Consider the following 16,305-nt stretch of genomic DNA (forward strand, 5'->3'; position numbering starts at 1 on the left):
CAACGATGACGGTGAGACGGCGATGATCGCCGCTCAGTGAACGAGCAACACCGGCTATGAAGAAGCAGGTGGACGCCAGTTCCTACACCACTTCCCGGGGCACTACCGGATCGCGGCCTGCTGGCGCTGCTGTTTCTCAACAACAATTATCATGTGGTCCATCACATGCACCCGAAAGCGCCGTGGTATGCCCTGCCGCGGCTCTATGCCCGGAACCGCGCGCATTACCTCAAACGCAATGACGGCTACGTCTATCGCAGCTATGGCCAGATCTTCCGCGCGCATTTCGTGCGGGCCAAGGACAGCGTTGCGCATCCGCTCTGGCCGCGCCCATGAAATGAGGGCATGAGGAGGCATGTCTGCATGGGTTCTCCTCGCCATATTCGCCGCCGCGTTTCAGACGCTGCGCTTCGTGCTGCAAAAGCATCTGAGCATGGGCGCGCTGTCGGTGGGCGGCGCGACCTTCGCGCGCTTTGCCTATTCGATGCCGTTCGTTCTTGTGATGGCGGCGGTATATCTGGGGTGGATGGGCGCTGCGCTGCCGCGCCTCGGGCCACTATTCTGGGTCTATGCGCTGACGGGTGGATTGGCGCAGATCCTCGCCACATGGTGCATGGTTGCGCTTTTTGCTGCGCGCAACTTTGCGGTCGGGATCACATTCAAGAAGACCGAGACGGTCCAGACCGCGCTGATCGGCTTTGTCCTTTTGGGCGACCGGGTCAGCCCGTGGGGCATGGGCGCGATTCTGATCGGACTTGTTGGCGTCGTCGTCCTGTCGGGCGGGGCGGGAACGGATCGCTGGCGTATCTTCAACCGCGCGGCGGCGCTGGGGCTGGTTGCGGGCGCGCTCTTCGCCGTCTCGGCAGTGGGCTACCGAGGCGCGACGCTGGAAGTCGGCTCAAGCGATGCACTCACGCGCGCGCTCGTCACGCTTGCGGCGGTCACCACATCGCAGGCGCTTGCGATGGCCCTATGGCTGCGCTGGCGCGAGGCGGGCGAGATCGGGCGCGTCATTGCCGCGCGGCGCACTGCCGTCTGGATCGGCCTCGCCGGCCTCGGGGGGAGCCTGTGCTGGTTCACCGCCTTCACGCTCCAGAACGCGGCCTATGTCTTTGCGGTTGGTCAGGTCGAGGTGATCTTTTCGCTAATCGCGGCGCGGGTGTTCTTTGGCGAGCGGATCACCCGGCGCGAGGGTGTGGGCGTGGCCCTCGTTACGGCATCCGTGCTTGCAGTGGGCTTCTTCCGCTGAGGCGCAAAAAGAGGCTTTCCTCGTCGTCGTTGCGAAAAAACGGGACGGATGCGGGCGGTTTTGGATCCTGCGCACGGGCGGCCACCTCGGCCAGAACAACCTCGGTGATGAAAGGCAGATCAAAGCTGCGCGCCTCGGGCAATGGCACCCACTGCAAATGGCTCAGCTCGTCCGTGGCGGCGCTGAAGTCGTCAAGATCGCCCGCGACATGTGCGGAATCAATCAGGAAAAAACGCGCGTCAAAGCGGCGCGGACGTCCCGGCGGGGTGATCGCGCGAAACACGAACTGAAGCGCGCTTGCATCAGGGATATGCCCCCGCGCCGCAAAATTGGTCCAGTCCGCGGGGGCGGGCCGGGGCCATGCGCCGGGGCGCCCGACGATCAGGCCCGACTCCTCCCACAGCTCGCGAATGGCGGCAGCGGCGAGGGCGGGTGCGAGGCCCGGCGCGCACTCCTCGCAGAGCCGTCCGGCGCACAGATCAGGCAGGGGCGCGGCCAGCGGTATGCCCGCATCCCCGGCATCGACCGCGCCGCCCGGAAAGACGAATTTTGACGGCATGAAAGCCGCCGTCGCGCCGCGCTGGCCCATCAGCACGCTGGGTGCTGGCCCGTCACGGCGCAGAACGATGACCGTGGCCGCGTCCCGGATTGGTGCGGGCTGATCCGTCATGACACGCCCCGGCCCATTGTCATGCGCCTGTGCCAAAGCCGTGCATGTGCCGCGCCCATTGGAAGGCGACCACCGCACCCTTGAGCCGTGGGAGCAGATATAGCGACAGACCGATGCAGCCCACGGCAAAGACGGTGAAGAGCACCATGGGCTCGGGGCGGAACTGGACGAAGGCGATATGCAGCGCGGGTGCCATGATGTGTCCGACAATCAGGATGGTCAGGTAGGCCGGGCCATCATCGGCCCTGTGCTGTGACAGATCCTCGCGGCAGACGGGGCAGGTGTCACGCACCTTGAGATAGCTCTTGAGCAGTGGGCCAGACCCGCAATTGGGACATTTGCACCGAAATCCCTTGCGCAGGGCCGGCCAAAGGGCGCGCTCTTCCATGGCGGTCGTATTTTCGGTCATGATGCCCCGGCACGTGATTCAGGTGCACACATTGGTCCAGCGGTTGTGAAAATGAAAGAGGGTAGAGGCGGTGCGGCAACCCACAGCGCGGATTTGCCGCGCCGCAGCGCCGGGCCAGGCCAGTGTAGCTGGCTGCCGCGCGTCAGGCGGCCGGCCGCGCGCTGAGTGTCACCGTGTTGCGCCCGCGTGCCTTGGCCCGGTAGAGCGCGCGATCCGCCTCGTCCAGAAGCGTCTCCACATGCTCGGATGCGCGCCGCTCGGTCGGCTGGGCCTGACCCATGGCGACGCCGATGCTGACGGTAACATGGGTAGGCTCGGGCCTGCCGCGCAGCGCGATGCCCGCCTCGCCGATCCGTCGGCAGAGCTCGTCAGCCGCGCGCCGTGCCTCGGCGCCGTCGGCGCCCGGCATGACGATCAGGAATTCCTCGCCGCCGATCCGGGCAACCAGATCAACCTCGCGCACGCCGTTGCCCAAAAGGTCGGCAACATGGCACAGCACGCGGTCGCCCGCCGCGTGCCCCAACTGGTCATTGATCTGCTTGAAGTGGTCAAGATCCGCGAGCATAACCGCAAATCCGCCGGTGGTATCGTTCTGCCCCATCGCCAGCCCTTTGAGAAACGGCATCGCAAAGCGGCGATTGTAGAGCCCGGTCAGCGGGTCGATCATCGCCGCGCGCAATCCGTCATGCAGGCGTGTGCGCAGGTGATCCACGGATTGCTTGCGCTGGATCTGGCGACCAAGGCGCAGGGTCAGCTCGCTCAGCTCCGCAGGGCCGACGATGACATCGCTTGCGCCCATGTCGAGCAGGCTGGCCGCCAGATTGCGCCCCTCGCAGGGCAGCAGGCACATGATGCGGCCATGACGCGCCTCGGGTGAGGCGCGCAGTTCGGCCATCAGCTCCAGCGCACGCTCTTCGGCCATGGCCGGAAGCATCAGCACGAAGACATCCGCGCCGGGCGCGCCGGGGGCCGTAGTGATCGGACCACCCGCAAGCAGCGCGGTGATCTGGTGGCCGCAGGCGCTGCGCAGCCGCGTGCGCAGCGCCATCGCCTCGGCCATCTGGACCCCAAGGATGGTGATGCGGCCCGGGCGCAAGGGGATGGCTTGCGCCTCCCCGAAACCGGCAGCGCGATCCGTGCCTGCGTTCAGGCGCATATCCTGAAGCGCCAGATGCTGACGCAAGAGCGAACGCAGCCGCGCCAGCATGATCCGCTCGTCTATGGGCTGCGTGATAATGTCGTCGGCACCTGCGCCCAGGGCTTCGACGCGTGCCGCGCTCGTGTCTTCGGACAGAAGGGCAACGATCGGCACCACGGCCAGATCGGGCCGGGCGCGCAGGGCCGCAATGAGATCGGCGCAGGTCATGTCGCAAGGCGCGGCCCCGAGGATGACAAGATCGGGATGCAGGTCACGCGCCAGCGTGACGGCCGCCCCGCCGGATGACGCCTGATGCACGTCGAAATGCGCTGCCGATAGCTTGACCTTCAGCACGATCCGGTTGGTCGCCACGGCGTCCACGATCAAAATTTTCCCTGACATGGGCGTCGGCCTTTCTGACTTGCCCTATTCTCTCCCCCGAGTATCCATGCCAGAAGTTAAGAAAACCTTTCCGGGAATTTAATCACTATGGCGCATACGCGGCAATCCGCTGAGACGATCGCTCTGAAATGCCTTGGGTGGCTGATCGGAAATGACGAGTTGATGCCTGTTTTCATGGGTGCAACCGGCGCGGGCGAGGACGATCTGCGCACGGGCGCCTCGGATCCTGTGTTCCTTGCGGCGGTCCTGGATTTCTTAATGATGAACGATGAGTGGGTCGTTGAATTTTGCCAGGCCGAAGGCCTCGACACTGAGGCGCCCATGCAGGCGCGCGTCATGCTGCCTGGCGGCCAGATGGAGCATTGGACATGAGCGCTGGCGCAGCCATCGACGGCATCGTCTTCGACAAGGATGGCACGCTGTTCGACTTTCATACGACATGGGCCGATTGGACGAATGATCTGCTGATGCATCTGGCCGGGGTATATGGCGGCGACGCCGCGGTGCTGGCCCGCGCGATCGACTTCGACCTGCGCGCGTGCCGGTTCCTGCCCACCAGTCCGATGATCGGCGCGTCGAACCGCGAGGGCGCCAAGACATTGGCTGCTGCGCTTCCGGGCGCCAGCTCGGACGAAATCGAGGATCACATGCGCCGCACCTCGGCCGCGGCGCCATTGCAGCCTGCAACCCCTCTGGTGCCCTTCCTGTCCGGTCTGGCCGGGCGCGGGCTCAAGATCGGGCTGGTCACGAACGATAGCGATCACGGTGCCCGCGCGCATCTGACCAGTGCGGGGGTGCTCGAGCATTTCGATTTTGTCGCGGGCTACGACACGGGGCATGGGTTCAAGCCGACACCGGGCCCTTTGCTGGCCTTTGCCCGGCAGCACGGCCTCGATCCCGCGCGCTGCGTCATGGTGGGTGACAGCACCCATGATCTGAGGGCCGGGCGTGCGGCTGGCATGTGGACGCTGGGTGTTCTGACCGGCATCGCCGATGCGGCCGAGCTGTCGCCCCTGTCGGATAAGGTCTTGCCAGATATCGGGCATATCCCGGCTTGGCTCGACAGGTGAGGCGCCATCCCTTCTTCGGGCTTGCGTTGGCTGCCTTTGGCGCGCTGGTGCTGTCGCCAGATGCGATGTTTTTGCGCCTGGCGGAAATGTCCGGATCTCAGATGATGGGCTGGCGCGGCTTCTTCATGGGCTTGTCGCTGACGGGTCTGTGGGTGCTGACCAGCCGGACACACCGTGCTGATCTGGCCCTGCTGGTCAGCGGGGCAGGCATGACCATCGTCGTTTGTCAGTTTTTCAACGCATTGCTCTTTGTGCTCGGCATCGCCACCGCGCCGGTAGCGATCGTTCTCTTCGGCGTTGCGACGACGCCGATCTGGGCAGCCCTCTTAGCCTGGGCGCTCCTGGGGGAGCGGACGGCGCGGGCGACATGGATCACGATCATCGTCGTCGCGATTGGCATCGGCATCGCTGTCCTAGGGGGCGAGGATATGGAAGGCACGGCGGGCGCCGTGCTTATCGGGGCTTTTGCGGGCCTCGGCGTCGCGATGATGCTGGCGATGAACTTTGTCGTTCTGCGCGCGCGTCCTGCACTGCCCATCCCGCTGCTGATCGGTGTGGGCGCGCTTTTCGCGGGGGCGGCGGGTGTGATGGTGACTGGCCCCGCGCAGATGACCGATGGCAATGTCTGGGCCATCGCCATCACCGGGTGCATCATCCTGCCGGTCTCGTTCCTGTCGCTCTCCATCGCCTCGCGCTACACGGCGGCCTCGAACGTCAGCTTGCTGCTGCTTTTGGAAACGGTGCTCGGCCCGGCCTGGGTCTGGCTGGCACTTGGCGAGGCGCTGACGCCCCGGATGCTGCTGGGCGGGGCGATCGTGATCCTTGCCATTGCGGTCTACCTGCTGCACGCGCGGCGCAAGGCACGGCAGTTGGTGCGCCAGGAACACATAACGGCAAGGTAGCGTCTTGTCGGCGATATTGTGATGGAGCCTTCAGCCCTTGCAAGCAGGGCCGACAGGGTCCTTCGGAGTGGCGCGTGGCCGGCGGGATTTAAGTATTTTTGCCAAGATGAAGACAGGGATGCCGCCCCCAATGTTATTCTCGGTATGATTATCCGAGCCCGGCATTGGCCAAATGTGCTGTCACGCGTTTTTATCGAGCGTTGCGCGGCAGGCGCGGTCGACGGCAGCGTGCAGCAGGACGGTGCAGACCGCCAAAACGATGAGGGCTGCGAACATCAGGTCGGTCTTGGCGCGGCCATTGGCCAACAGCATAAGGTATCCAAGCCCTTTGGAGGCCCCGACCCATTCCCCGATAATGGCGCCGATCGGGGCATAGACTGCGGCGAGGCGCAGGCCCGAGGCAAAGCCGGGCAGGGCCGCGGGGATGCGGATGTGGCGCATGATCCGGGCAGGGCTGGCGCCCATGAGGCGGGCCATGTCGATCCAGGCTTGCGGTGTGCGCATCAGGGCGTCGAAGAATGCCGACGTGACCGGGAAATAGATGACGAGAAGCGTCATGACCACCTTGGAGCCGATGCCATAGCCGAACCAGAGCGTGAGGATCGGCGCGAGCGCGAAGACCGGCACCGCCTGGGAAAAGATCAGCATGGGCCGCACCAGCCTGCGCGCGATGGGCGAGGCGGCGAGGCCAATGGCCGTCAGCCCGCCGAGAAGCGCGCCGAGCGCGAGGCCAGCCAGCACTTCGATGCCGGTGATCGAGGTGTGATATGCGATCAGCGCACGGCTGTCCCAGAGCGTTTCCGCCACCAGAAGCGGCCCTGGCAGGATAAACCGGGGCACGCCTGTTGCCAAGACCAGCGCCTGCCAGAGGGCGATAGCTGCCAGCGCGGAGGCGGCGATGTTGGCGGCGCGTTTCATGTCGTGCTGCGCAGTTCTGCCAAGAGCGCGCCTTGCGCCTCCAGCGTCTTGGGGTCGTTCACGGGCCGGGGCGGCGCGCCGGGGGGCGCGGGCCAGCTGCGCAGGGCATCCTCGCTGAGAACAAGGATCGTGGTGCCAAGGCGCGCGGCCTCGGCCGGATCGTGGGTGACCATGAGGACGGTATGATCGCTCAGCACCTCGGCTGTCAGATCCTGCATCTGCGCGCGGGTGCGTGCATCCAGCGCCGAGAATGGCTCGTCCAGCAGGATGACCGGCCGATCCTCCATCAGGGTGCGGGCAAGGGCGGCGCGCTGGCGTTGCCCGCCCGAGAGCTGCGCGGGGCGTTTGCCCGCATGCTGGTTGAGGCCAACCTTGTCGATCAGTGCCGCCGCGCGGGAGGGCTGAGGGGCATCGCCGCGCAGGCGCGCGCCCAGCATGACGTTTTCGGTCACGCTGAGCCACGGCAGCAGCAGATCGCTCTGCGACATCAGCGCGACGCGGCCCTTGAGCGGGACGCCGTCGCTGGTGCGGAGGGTGCCCGTAAGCTCGGCCTCTTCCGCGATGCCCGCGATGAGGCGCAGAATCGTCGATTTGCCGATGCCCGAGGGGCCCAAGAGGCAGGTCCAGCCGCCCGGAGCGACCTCGAGTGTGATCTGCGGGACGACGGGCACGCCTGCGACGGATACGCGGCCCTCAAGGATGATGCCCGGCACGCTCATTGCGAAAAGGCCATGTCCCAAAAGCCGATTTCCAACCGCGTGGCCGTCTCGAAGCGGTGCGACAGGTGCTGCCAGCGCGGGCTGTCTTGCGCCGCGCTGCCCAAGCGATGCGCGACCGCGCTGTCGATCAATGCGCCGACCTCGTGGCAGACCCGCTGATAGTCGGCGCCAGCGTAGGTGCCGATCCATTCGGCATATGGCGCCTCACCCGCGCCCGTCTCGCCCGTGCGGGCGGCAAGGCGCCGGCCAATCTCGCCATATCCCAGCACGCAGGGCGCGAGGGCGGCCATCAGGTCAAGGAAATCGCCCGAGTGACCGGCATCCAGCACGTAGCGCGTGTAGGCGATATTCTGCGGCAGTTCCTCGGCCTCAAAGAGTGCGGCCTCGTCCAGCCCCTCTGCGGCGCAGGTGGCCACATGCAGCGCGATTTCCTCGTTCAGCAGCGCATGTAGCGTGCGCGCGGCAAAGCGCATCTCGTCCACTGTGCCGGCCTTGGTCACCGCAAGGGCCCATGCGCGCGAGAAGTGGATCAAAAACAGGTAATCCTGCACGAGATAGCGCAGATAAGCGTCGCGCGGCAGGCTCCCATCGCCCAGCCCCTCCACAAAAGGATGATGCGTGAAGGCATGCCAAGGCGCTGCGGCCTCGGCGCGCCATGCGGTGAAAGTGGCCCCGTACATCAGCGCGTGCCGGGGTCGATGGCCAGTTCCGAGACCGGGCGCGTGCCCTCGATCAGTCCCGCCTCGTTGAGGAACCGCTCGAACTCGGTATAGCGCGTGACATCGACGGCGGCGGGGCGCAGGGCAAAGCGCGGCAATGTATCGGTCCATGCGCGGGCGTTCAGCTCGTCATCCAGCTCGGTCGATGTGGATTTGAAGATCTCCCAGCTCTCTTCGGGGTGATTGACGATATACTGTGTCGCGATCTCGGTCGCGCGCAGGAACCGTGCGATCACGTCCAGATCCATCGTCTCGGGGTTTGCGACGTAGATCAGCTCGTCATAGGGCGGCACGCCCTCTTCCTCGACGAAAAAGCATTTGCCGGGGGCGCCCTCGATCTCCATCTGGTTCAGCTCGAAGTTGCGGTAGGCGCCGATGACGGCATCGACCTGCCCGGACATCACCGACGGACCCAGCGACCAGTTGACGTTGATCATCTCGACATCGCTCAGCGCGATGTCTTCGGTGGCAAGGACGGCCTTCATCAGCGCCTCTTCGACCCCTGCGACGGAATAGCCGATCTTGGCGCCCTTCAGGTCTGCGATCTCGCTGATCGGGCCATCCTCCAGCACCAGAATGCAGTTGAGCGGGCTGGCAATCAGCGTGCCGACGCGGATCAGGGGCAGGCCCTCGGCCACCTGGAGGTGCAGTTGCGGCTGATAGGAAATGCCTACATCTGCCTGACCTGCTGCCACCATCTTGGGCGGGGAGGAGGCATCGGCAGGGGCAATCACCTCGACCGCGAGCCCTGCGTCGGCGAAATATCCGCGTTCTTGCGCGATGATGATTGGCCCGTGATTGGGGTTCACGAACCAGTCAAGAACCAGTGTCATCTCGTCCTGCGCAAGCGCGGGCGAGGTGGCTGAAATTGAGGCGGGAATCGCGGCGGCGAGGGCGGCAGCAAGGGCGAAGGGCTTCATGTCGGCTCCGATGTCGATGCGATCCCTGCGAGCGCCAAGGGGTCCGTCAGTCCCCGCCAGAGCCCGCACGGACGCGGTGCGAATTTTGGCCAAGCCGGCAGAGATGTTACGGATATTCAGACGTGCGCATTGTAAGGCGCATCGCAAGGCTCCGTTCCCTCCGCCGGTACTGACCGGATCAGGTTCGATGGGTCGGCATCATCGCCTCTCAGCCCCGGCATCGCGGAGCGCCCCAACGGATGTGGAAGAGCCTAACGCCCGTGTTGAGCGGTTGCAAGGCGTGATGGCGGCTCCCCGCTCGCCGGTGGGCGTCGGCTGCCCGGTCAATCCACGCTCATAGGTGAAATCGCCCGTTCAGCTTGCCGGGCAAAGCCGTTAGGCTGCGCCAAACAGCCGGAGCGCCTTGGTATGATCCCCGCAAGCCAGACTGCCGTGACACGCATTCTTTATGCCCTAATCGGGGGCGCGGCGGGGCTGTGCACCTATGTGCTGGCCGAGATCGTGCCGGACGCGATCGAGAATGCGCGCATTGTCCTGTTTCTGATGGCATTCGGCCTCGGGTTTCTGGGCGTTCTGCTGAGCCTCATGGGCCCTGTCCGGCTCGTGCTGGCAGGGGCGGCTGCGCTGGGCATGGCACTGCCTACGGCCCTCCTGCTGCTCTGGGCCAGCTATCGGCATGCATCGCCCGATGCCTTTCTGGAGGGTGGGTATGGGGCTGCGGCCTTCACATACCTTCTGGTCATTTCAGTGCCGTTCGCCGTGGCGCGCTTGCAGCATCATGGAGGCTGGCGTCACTACGGCCTGCTTTTTGATGCGGCGTGGGAGCTGGTGGTGCGCATCGCCTCGGCCCTGCTCTTTGTTGGAGTGGTCTGGACGGTGCTGATGCTGTCCGATCAGCTGCTGGGGTTGGTGGGAATTGATATCATCGAGAACCTGCTCGAGCTGGGCCCAATGCCATACATCATCAGCGGTCTGGCACTGGGGCTGAGCCTTGCCATCGTCTACGAGCTGCGCGATTATGTCGCGCCCTTTCTTGTCATCCAGCTGCTGCGCGTGATGCTGCCCGCCGTTCTGGTGGTCTTGGCGGTATTCGTCCTCGCGCTGCCATTCAGGGGGCTGGGCAACCTCTTTGGCCAGTTATCCGCGGCTGCAATCCTTCTGGGCGTTACCGCGGTTGGTTTGACGCTGATCACAACGGCGGTCCATCGCGACGATTCCATGTCGGTGCAGGGCCCTTTGATGCGCGGCGCAGCGCAGGCGCTGAGCGTGATGCTGGTGGTGCCGGCGCTGCTGGCGCTTTGGGCGGTCTGGCTGCGCATTGATCAATACGGGCTGACGCCTCACAGGGTGGCCGCACTTGTCGCGGCAGTTGTGGCCTCGCTTTATGCGCTGACCTATGCCGTGGCCGTCGTGCGACGTCATGCGTGGCGGTCCGAGCAGCGGCAGATCAATCGCGGCATGGCGGTGGTGACGCTGATCGTTGCCGCGGCCTGGCTGACACCCCTTTTGAACGCCGAGCGCATGTCGACCGCCAGCCAACTGGCGCGGGCCAAGGCGGGCGCCCCTCTGGATGCGCTCCCCTTGTGGGAGCTGGCGCACGAATGGGGCAAGGCTGGGCGGCGCGGGTTGGCCCGGCTGGAGGCGGATGCGGAGGGCAATCCAGAGCTTTTGGCCCTGATCGACCAGGCGCGGCGCAGCGATAGCAGATGGGCCTATGATGCGGCGGGCGGCATCACGGCGCTTGACGGTGAGGTGCCCTTGCGGCCCGAGGGGCGCAGCCTGCCGCCCGGTGCGCTGGACGCGTTGCCCCAGGATGAGCGCAGGACCATCGAGGCGGCGTGCAAACGGCGTGCCCCCGGCGGGCATCCCGGCTGCGTCATGGTGATCGGCTCGTTCGAGCCTGAAAGCGACGCCGAGCATGTGATCGGCTTTTTCATGACCTCGGGCCCGCGCATCTACATCGCGGCCTACGAGATGCACGAGGAAGCGCTTCAGCCGGGCGGATTTCCCCGCGATCTGGCATCCGGGGCGTTTGCCACGGCAGAGCCGCAGATCATCTCGGATATCCTTGAGGGACGGTTTGCCATCGTCCCTGCCGCGCGCAACGTGCTGGAAGTGGACGGGATGCGGCTGTCGCCCTGATCCTGTCGGCGATCATCATTTGTTAAGGTCGCTGGTGCATCTTCGGCGGAAGATGCACTGGAGACCATGATGCACGGGCTAATAAATCGGGCCATCGAGCGATTTGTGCGCGACACCTACGGACGTGAGGTTTGGGGCACAGTCACGCGGAACGCCGGGCTTGAATTCACCGAATTCGAATCGATGCTCAGCTATGAGGAGGATATGACGCACCGGGTTCTGGGTGCGCTCGCCATCCAGTTGGATCGGCCGTTGCCCGATATTCTGGAGGATGTGGGCACCTATCTGGTCTCGCATCCCAAGGTCGAGGCGGTGCGGCGCCTGCTGCGCTTTGGTGGGCCGACATTCACTGAATTTCTGCACTCACTCGATGATCTGCCCGCGCGTGCAAAGCTTGCCGTGTCGGACCTGGACCTGCCGGAATTGGAGCTGCGCGAGCACGGGCATGATTTTTACGCAATCGAGTGCCGTAGCGCCGCACCCGGGTTTGGCTATGTGCTGGTGGGGCTGCTGCGCGCACTGGCAGATGATTATGGCGCGCTGGTTCTTCTTGAGCATAATGGAATGCGCGATGGCTGCGAAATCGTCGAGGTTCGGTTGCTCTCGTCGGATCATGCCAGTGGCCGCAGTTTCGACCTGAGTGCGAGGACGGCATGACGGCATTCGAGAACGAGGGCATTTTGCCGGACATGGGTGCACCCTTGGCTGAGATGCCCGCGGAGGCGGCTTCGCACTCGGCGATGATGGACGTGCTGTGCCCCATGCATGCGGTGGTGGATGCCACCGGCCATGTTGTCCACGCGGGGCCGACCCTCTTCAAGCTTTTTGAGGGCCAGTCCTTGATCGGCGTCCGATTCTGCGAGCTGTTCGAAATCAAGCGGCCGCGCGGCGACGGCTCGATGCAATCGCTGATGGCAGCGGCAGGAACCAAGATGCACCTGCGTCTGCGCGGCGGAAAGCGCACCGACCTGAAAGGTGTCCTTGTCCCTCTCCCCGGTGGTCCAGGCCCTGATGGCGGTGCGCTGATCAACCTGTCATTCGGCATTTCGGTCGTCGCAGCGGTGCGCGACTATAGCCTCACAGGCAGTGATTTCGCAGCGACGGACCTTGCGGTTGAGATGCTCTACCTCGTTGAGGCCAAGAATGCCGCGATGGAGGCGTCGCGCATGCTCAACCTGCGCCTTCAGGACGCTATGATCGCCGCCGAAGAGCAAGCCTACACCGACACGCTGACGGGATTGCGCAACCGGCGCGCGCTGGACTACGTGCTTGAGCGATTGACCGAGATAGAGCAGGATTTTGCATTGATCCATATCGATCTGGATTTCTTCAAGGAAGTGAATGACACCGGCGGGCACCCTGCCGGGGATCACGTCCTGCGCGAAGTTGCGCGGATCATGGTCGAGGAAACCCGTAGCGATGACACCGTGGCACGGGTCGGAGGTGATGAATTCGTGCTGGCGCTGAAACGTCTGACGGACCCCGCCAAGGTGCATGACATTGCAACGCGGGTGATCGGGCGTCTGCAAAAGCCCATCACATTCGGCAATCAGACGTACCGGATCTCTGCAAGCGCCGGGTCGATCCTGTCGTGCCATTATAGCCGGCAGAACACGGATTTGATGATGGAGCAGGCGGATGCCGCGCTTTACGAGGCCAAGCACCGCGGACGCGGTTGCCATATCGCCTTTGCAAGCGACATGGGCGGTGGTTAGACCGGGAACATTGGTGGCAAGGGCCCACGCGGAATTCTCTCAGCGCTGGTTGCGACCGTGAACGGGTCGCATCTCGCACCGCGAAGAGACCAGCCGTCGGGCGCGCCGTCTGGCCTTGGCCAAAAAGGGCTGGCCTGGAAATACTGAGCTTGGAAAACACAGTCTGGGCCCTTCGCCTGTCAGGCCATTGCAAAGAGCGGGAACTGAGACCGCTCAGCTTTGCGTGTGCGGTGCATGTTCGCGGTCGGACTCGGGCACGTCCAATGTCGCCCATTTTTCATCCTCGGCAGGCGGCGGCGGGGTGTCGCAATCGCGGCGGTGCAGGCTGGCCTTGGCCATGAAATTCGCTGAAATCGGGGCTGTGACAAAAAGAAACCCCATAATCAGCGCCTCGTGCAAGGCGCCTTGGCCCATCGTGAAGGAATGGATCATCGCAGCCAGCAAGAGCGCGCCGACGCCGACGGTGCCCACCTTGGTCGGTGCGTGCAGCCGCGTCATCGTGTCGTTGAACTTAAGCAGCCCGATCGAGCCGACCAGTGAAAAGATCGCGCCCACGATCAGGCTGCCGGCAGCGACATAAGTGGCAATGATTTCCATGGTCATTCGATGATATCCCCTCTGAGGACAAAACGTGCGTAAGCCACTGTGCTGACAAATCCCAGCATGGCAATGATCAGCGTCACCTCGAAATAAATCGCCGTTCCCTGCGCGATGCCCAAAAGCACAACGAGGCCGATGGCGTTTATGGCCATCGTATCGAGGGCAAGAATGCGATCGACCACGCCCGGCCCGATCACCAGACGGATCATGGCCATGATCTGTGCGAGAGCAACGGCCCCAAAGGCGATCCAGAGCGCGATGTTCATGATGTCGGACGCGAGGCTCATGTGAAAATCTCCTTCAATCGCCGCTCGTAGCGGTGCTTGATCTCGTCGCGTACCGCGTCCGGATCGTCAGTGTGCAGCACATGCACCAGGAGGCTGTGGCCCTGATCCGAAAGGTCTGACGAGACTGTGCCGGGCGTCAGTGTGACCGTCCCGGCAAGGATCGTGATCGCTTCGGGCTCGATCAAGTCCAGCGGCACGACGACCCAGGCGGGGCGCAGTTTGGAGTTTGGTTTGGTCAGGACAATCCATGCGACTTCCACATTCGCCACCATGATATCGTAAAGCACAATGAGCACATAGAGTACCATGCGTCCGGGCCGAAACCCGTGCGGCGTGTCGGGCCACCAAGGAGAGGTGATCCAAGGGATCAGAACGCCCAGAATCAAGCCGAAGACGGCCATGCCCGGCGACAGCGTCCCTTGCAGCAGCAGCCAGACCAGGATGAGCAGGATCGTCAGAACGGGGTGGGGAAAGAGCCAATGGAACGCACGTTTCATTTCAGTATCCCTCCGCCCCGTCACTCAGCTTGCCGGGAGTCTCCATCACTTCGGTGATGTAATCGCCCGCATCGAATAGCTGTGCGGCGATGGCTATTGTATAGTCGTGCGCCTGCCCTGCAAAGATGGTGAGCGTAATCAAGAGCGCCAAGAGCCCCCCAACGGAGGTGTAGGCCAGCGCGCTGGGCGGGGAAGGGGGCGGCGGTGCTTCTGTTTCTTGCGTGTCTTCAGGGTGGGACGTTGCCTTGGCCTTCCAGAAGACGGTGCTGCCCGCGCGGGAAAACCCGATGATGCCGATGAGGCTGGTGCCAAGGACAACCGCCCAGATCCAGACCACGAGGGGCGAGGCGAGGGCGGCGTCGAGGACCATGAGCTTGCCGATGAAACCCGATAGGGGCGGCAGGCCGACGATTGCGATTGCGGCAACAAAGAACATCGCCGAGATCAGGGGCGCGCCCGGCACCGGGGGCGCCGCAGTCAGTGCCAGATTGGCACGCCCGCTCCGCACCATGTCGGTCACAAGGAACAAAGCGGCGGCGGCCAGCGTCGAATGGATGATATAGTAAAGCGCGGCGGCGATGCCCGCAGGGGTAAAGAGCGCGATCGAGGTCATCGCCATGCCCATCGAGCCGATTACCGAATAGGTCACGAGCCTGTCCAGATGCCGCGCGGCAAGGATGCCGATCATCCCGATGGCGACAGAAATCAGCGCCGCAGGCAGCAGCCAAAGCCCCTGAAGGCCCGCTGTCACCTCCAGCTCGGGTGGAAAGATCAGAGTATAGACGCGGATGATCGCGTAGGCGCCCACCTTGGTCATGATGGCGAAGAGGGCGGCGACCGGACCGGGCGCTTCGGCATAGCTGGACGGGAGCCAGAAATGCAGCGGCACCACCGCCGCCTTGATGGCGAACACCAGAATCAAAAGCACGGCAGCCACGCGGATGCCCACGCTGTCTGCGGCGTCGATCAACTGCACGCGTCCGGCAAGATCGGCCATGTTCAGCGTGCCCGTCTCGGCATAGATCGCGCCAAGCGCAAAGAGAAACAGGGTCGATCCAAGCAGGTTGAAGAGGACGTATTGCACGCCCGCGCGCAGGCGCACCGCCCCGCCCGAATGGATCATCAGCCCGTAGGACGCGATCAGAAGCACCTCGAAGAACACGAAGAGGTTAAACAGATCGCCTGTCAGCAACGCGCCGATGATACCCATCATCTGGAACTGGAAGAGGGCGTGGAAGTGCCGCCCCCTCTCGTCCCATCTGGACCCGATGGCGTAGAGCAGGACGAACAGACCAAGGACCGTCGTCAGCAGGACCATAAGGGTCGATAGCCGGTCCGCGACCAGCACGATACCGAAAGGTGCGGCCCAATCGCCCAGTTGGTAGATCGTGATGGTGCCATCCGAGGCGACCCAGGCCTGTCCAGCAGCCAGGGCGACCAATGCGGCCAACCCGGCAACGGACAGAACGCGTTGAATAGCAATATGATATCGTGCCGTCAGGACAATGAAGGGCGCCAGCAATGCGGGCAGCACGATAGGCAGGACGATCCAGTGGGTCATACGGCGCCCTCCCGATTTTGCTCAGGCTGGTTTTGAGCAGGCCCGTCATGCTCAGGCTCATCCGCAAGGTCCGGATCGTTCACTTGATCATCGTCAGCTTCGAAGAACGATCCCAGCGCAATGACCACTGCCACAGCCGTCATCCCGAAGGAAATCACGATGGCCGTCAGCACAAGGGCCTGCGGCAGCGGATCCGTATAGCGTGTGGCATCTGTCAGAATGGGCGGCGCGCCGACCGCGAGCCGACCGGAGGCAAAGAGAAACACGTTAACCGCATAGGTCAAAAGGGACACGCCCATGATCACGGGAAAGGTGCGCAGGCGCATGACAAGATAGAGACCGGAAGCCGTGAGAATGCCGATGGCGGAGGCGACGAGCAGTTCCATC

19 protein-coding genes, 1 pseudogene and 1 riboswitch are annotated in these 16,305 nt (G+C 64.0%); of the genes and pseudogenes, 8 read left to right on the plus strand and 12 right to left on the minus strand.

Annotated elements, in window-relative coordinates:
* Positions 1-102: 102 nt before the first annotated feature.
* Positions 103-336, plus strand: a pseudogene (locus V8352_RS15905) (fatty acid desaturase); the annotation flags it as partial.
* Between the two features lie 19 nt (positions 337-355).
* The gene (locus tag V8352_RS15910) at positions 356-1,249 is read left to right on the plus strand and encodes a DMT family transporter (protein WP_336425288.1); all 894 of its coding nucleotides are present in this window, start codon (positions 356-358) and stop codon (positions 1,247-1,249) included.
* Here V8352_RS15910 and V8352_RS15915 read toward each other — a convergent pair.
* From V8352_RS15915 to V8352_RS15925, 3 genes are all read right to left on the minus strand, one after another.
* Complete coding sequence (locus tag V8352_RS15915; protein ID WP_336425289.1) at positions 1,212-1,919, minus strand: NUDIX hydrolase; 708 nt, start codon at positions 1,917-1,919, stop codon at positions 1,212-1,214. The two genes, V8352_RS15910 and V8352_RS15915, sit on opposite strands and share 38 nt — an antisense overlap.
* 19 nt (positions 1,920-1,938) lie before the next feature.
* A complete protein-coding gene (locus V8352_RS15920; protein ID WP_336425290.1) occupies positions 1,939-2,328 on the minus strand; it encodes a DUF983 domain-containing protein in 390 nt (129 codons plus the stop codon).
* 142 nt (positions 2,329-2,470) lie between these two features.
* The gene (locus V8352_RS15925) at positions 2,471-3,868 is read right to left on the minus strand and encodes a diguanylate cyclase (protein ID WP_336425291.1); all 1,398 of its coding nucleotides are present in this window, start codon (positions 3,866-3,868) and stop codon (positions 2,471-2,473) included.
* Positions 3,869-3,955: 87 nt separating this feature from the next.
* On the opposite strand from V8352_RS15925, the gene V8352_RS15930 reads away from it, so the two are divergent.
* The 3 genes from V8352_RS15930 to V8352_RS15940 are packed head-to-tail and all read left to right on the plus strand — an operon-like array spanning position 3,956 to position 5,840.
* Positions 3,956-4,240, plus strand: a complete 285-nt coding sequence (locus V8352_RS15930) for a DUF3572 domain-containing protein (protein WP_336425292.1) — start codon at positions 3,956-3,958, stop codon at positions 4,238-4,240.
* Positions 4,237-4,938, plus strand: coding sequence for an HAD family hydrolase (locus tag V8352_RS15935; RefSeq protein WP_336425293.1), 702 nt, complete (start codon positions 4,237-4,239; stop codon positions 4,936-4,938). Before V8352_RS15930 ends, V8352_RS15935 begins: the two co-directional genes overlap by 4 nt.
* Entirely contained in the window at positions 4,935-5,840 is a 906-nt protein-coding gene (locus tag V8352_RS15940; protein ID WP_336425294.1) for a DMT family transporter, read from the plus strand. Before V8352_RS15935 ends, V8352_RS15940 begins: the two co-directional genes overlap by 4 nt.
* Positions 5,841-6,020: 180 nt before the next feature.
* On the opposite strand, the gene V8352_RS15945 is transcribed toward V8352_RS15940, so the two are convergent.
* From V8352_RS15945 to V8352_RS15960, 4 genes are read right to left on the minus strand one after another with little or no spacing between them, the layout of a single operon-like run.
* Positions 6,021-6,758, minus strand: coding sequence for an ABC transporter permease (locus tag V8352_RS15945; RefSeq protein ID WP_336425295.1), 738 nt, complete (start codon positions 6,756-6,758; stop codon positions 6,021-6,023).
* Positions 6,755-7,477, minus strand: coding sequence for an ABC transporter ATP-binding protein (locus tag V8352_RS15950; RefSeq protein ID WP_336425296.1), 723 nt, complete (start codon positions 7,475-7,477; stop codon positions 6,755-6,757). Before V8352_RS15950 ends, V8352_RS15945 begins: the two co-directional genes overlap by 4 nt.
* Positions 7,474-8,160, minus strand: coding sequence for a TenA family protein (locus tag V8352_RS15955; RefSeq protein WP_336425336.1), 687 nt, complete (start codon positions 8,158-8,160; stop codon positions 7,474-7,476). Before V8352_RS15955 ends, V8352_RS15950 begins: the two co-directional genes overlap by 4 nt.
* Entirely contained in the window at positions 8,157-9,116 is a 960-nt protein-coding gene (locus tag V8352_RS15960; RefSeq protein WP_442971052.1) for an ABC transporter substrate-binding protein, read from the minus strand. The genes V8352_RS15955 and V8352_RS15960 overlap by 4 nt, the downstream gene beginning before the upstream one ends.
* 138 nt (positions 9,117-9,254) lie before the next feature.
* A riboswitch (TPP riboswitch) is annotated at positions 9,255-9,361 on the minus strand.
* Positions 9,362-9,524: 163 nt separating this feature from the next.
* Here V8352_RS15960 and V8352_RS15965 point away from each other — a divergent pair.
* The 3 genes from V8352_RS15965 (at position 9,525) to V8352_RS15975 (ending at position 12,973) form a co-directional block, all read left to right on the plus strand.
* Positions 9,525-11,258 carry a DUF4153 domain-containing protein gene (locus V8352_RS15965; protein WP_336425297.1) on the plus strand — a complete coding sequence of 578 codons (1,734 nt, stop codon included), beginning with the start codon at positions 9,525-9,527 and terminating at the stop codon, positions 11,256-11,258.
* Positions 11,259-11,327: 69 nt separating this feature from the next.
* A complete protein-coding gene (locus V8352_RS15970) occupies positions 11,328-11,915 on the plus strand; it encodes a heme NO-binding domain-containing protein (protein WP_336425298.1) in 588 nt (195 codons plus the stop codon).
* A complete protein-coding gene (locus V8352_RS15975) occupies positions 11,912-12,973 on the plus strand; it encodes a GGDEF domain-containing protein (protein WP_336425299.1) in 1,062 nt (353 codons plus the stop codon). The genes V8352_RS15970 and V8352_RS15975 overlap by 4 nt, the downstream gene beginning before the upstream one ends.
* Before the next feature lie 213 nt (positions 12,974-13,186).
* Here the strand turns inward: V8352_RS15975 and mnhG are convergent, their stop codons facing one another.
* From mnhG to V8352_RS16000, 5 genes are read right to left on the minus strand one after another with little or no spacing between them, the layout of a single operon-like run.
* Positions 13,187-13,576: a monovalent cation/H(+) antiporter subunit G gene (gene mnhG, locus V8352_RS15980; RefSeq protein WP_336425300.1), complete on the minus strand. Its 390-nt coding sequence runs from the start codon at positions 13,574-13,576 to the stop codon at positions 13,187-13,189.
* Positions 13,573-13,860 carry a K+/H+ antiporter subunit F gene (locus V8352_RS15985; RefSeq protein WP_336425301.1) on the minus strand — a complete coding sequence of 96 codons (288 nt, stop codon included), beginning with the start codon at positions 13,858-13,860 and terminating at the stop codon, positions 13,573-13,575. Before V8352_RS15985 ends, mnhG begins: the two co-directional genes overlap by 4 nt.
* On the minus strand, positions 13,857-14,357 hold the full coding sequence (locus V8352_RS15990; protein WP_336425302.1) for a Na+/H+ antiporter subunit E: 501 nt from the start codon (positions 14,355-14,357) through the stop codon (positions 13,857-13,859). The genes V8352_RS15985 and V8352_RS15990 overlap by 4 nt, the downstream gene beginning before the upstream one ends.
* A 1-nt stretch (position 14,358) precedes the next feature.
* Positions 14,359-15,918, minus strand: coding sequence for a monovalent cation/H+ antiporter subunit D (locus tag V8352_RS15995; protein WP_336425303.1), 1,560 nt, complete (start codon positions 15,916-15,918; stop codon positions 14,359-14,361).
* Positions 15,915-16,304, minus strand: coding sequence for a Na+/H+ antiporter subunit C (locus V8352_RS16000; RefSeq protein WP_336425304.1), 390 nt, complete (start codon positions 16,302-16,304; stop codon positions 15,915-15,917). The genes V8352_RS15995 and V8352_RS16000 overlap by 4 nt, the downstream gene beginning before the upstream one ends.
* Between the last annotated feature and the right edge of the window lies 1 nt (position 16,305).

The sequence above is a fragment of the Roseovarius sp. D0-M9 genome, assembly GCF_037083805.1.
GTDB lineage: Bacteria > Pseudomonadota > Alphaproteobacteria > Rhodobacterales > Rhodobacteraceae > Roseovarius.